1 rRNA gene is annotated in these 1627 nt (G+C 55.6%); it reads left to right on the forward strand.

The annotated features are described in order from the left end of the window. Positions 1-3: 3 nt before the first annotated feature. Positions 4-1526: ribosomal RNA gene (locus AB0269_RS15185) — 16S ribosomal RNA — on the forward strand. The last annotated feature ends 101 nt before the right edge of the window (positions 1527-1627 follow it).

Below are 1627 nucleotides of genomic sequence, written 5' to 3' on the forward strand. Positions count from 1 at the left end.
TTTTTTACGGAGAGTTTGATCCTGGCTCAGGATGAACGCTGGCGGCGTGCTTAACACATGCAAGTCGAACGATGAAGCCCAGCTTGCTGGGTGGATTAGTGGCGAACGGGTGAGTAACACGTGAGCAACCTGCCCCTGACTCTGGGATAAGCGCTGGAAACGGCGTCTAATACTGGATACGAACAAGAATCGCATGGTTACTTGTTGGAAAGATTTTTTGGTTGGGGATGGGCTCGCGGCCTATCAGCTTGTTGGTGAGGTAATGGCTCACCAAGGCGTCGACGGGTAGCCGGCCTGAGAGGGTGACCGGCCACACTGGGACTGAGACACGGCCCAGACTCCTACGGGAGGCAGCAGTGGGGAATATTGCACAATGGGCGGAAGCCTGATGCAGCAACGCCGCGTGAGGGATGACGGCCTTCGGGTTGTAAACCTCTTTTAGCAGGGAAGAAGCGAGAGTGACGGTACCTGCAGAAAAAGCGCCGGCTAACTACGTGCCAGCAGCCGCGGTAATACGTAGGGCGCAAGCGTTATCCGGAATTATTGGGCGTAAAGAGCTCGTAGGCGGTTTGTCGCGTCTGCTGTGAAATCCCGAGGCTCAACCTCGGGCCTGCAGTGGGTACGGGCAGACTAGAGTGCGGTAGGGGAGATTGGAATTCCTGGTGTAGCGGTGGAATGCGCAGATATCAGGAGGAACACCGATGGCGAAGGCAGATCTCTGGGCCGTAACTGACGCTGAGGAGCGAAAGGGTGGGGAGCAAACAGGCTTAGATACCCTGGTAGTCCACCCCGTAAACGTTGGGAACTAGTTGTGGGGTCCATTCCACGGATTCCGTGACGCAGCTAACGCATTAAGTTCCCCGCCTGGGGAGTACGGCCGCAAGGCTAAAACTCAAAGGAATTGACGGGGACCCGCACAAGCGGCGGAGCATGCGGATTAATTCGATGCAACGCGAAGAACCTTACCAAGGCTTGACATATACGAGAACGGGCCAGAAATGGTCAACTCTTTGGACACTCGTAAACAGGTGGTGCATGGTTGTCGTCAGCTCGTGTCGTGAGATGTTGGGTTAAGTCCCGCAACGAGCGCAACCCTCGTTCTATGTTGCCAGCACGTAATGGTGGGAACTCATGGGATACTGCCGGGGTCAACTCGGAGGAAGGTGGGGATGACGTCAAATCATCATGCCCCTTATGTCTTGGGCTTCACGCATGCTACAATGGCCGGTACAATGGGCAGCGATACCGTGAGGTGGAGCGAATCCCAAAAAGCCGGTCCCAGTTCGGATTGAGGTCTGCAACTCGACCTCATGAAGTCGGAGTCGCTAGTAATCGCAGATCAGCAACGCTGCGGTGAATACGTTCCCGGGTCTTGTACACACCGCCCGTCAAGTCATGAAAGTCGGTAACACCTGAAGCCGGTGGCCTAACCCTTGTGGAGGGAGCTGTCGAAGGTGGGATCGGTAATTAGGACTAAGTCGTAACAAGGTAGCCGTACCGGAAGGTGCGGCTGGATCACCTCCTTTCTAAGGAGCATCTGACACCTTCGGGTGTCCAGAACCCAGATCGAAGGCACACGTTCTTCGCTGGGAGCTCATGGGTGGAACATTAGACAAGGCGTCGTTCG

Origin of the sequence: Microbacterium sp. NPDC077644, from assembly GCF_040702785.1 — a bacterium.
Taxonomy (GTDB): Bacteria; Actinomycetota; Actinomycetes; order Actinomycetales; family Microbacteriaceae; genus Microbacterium.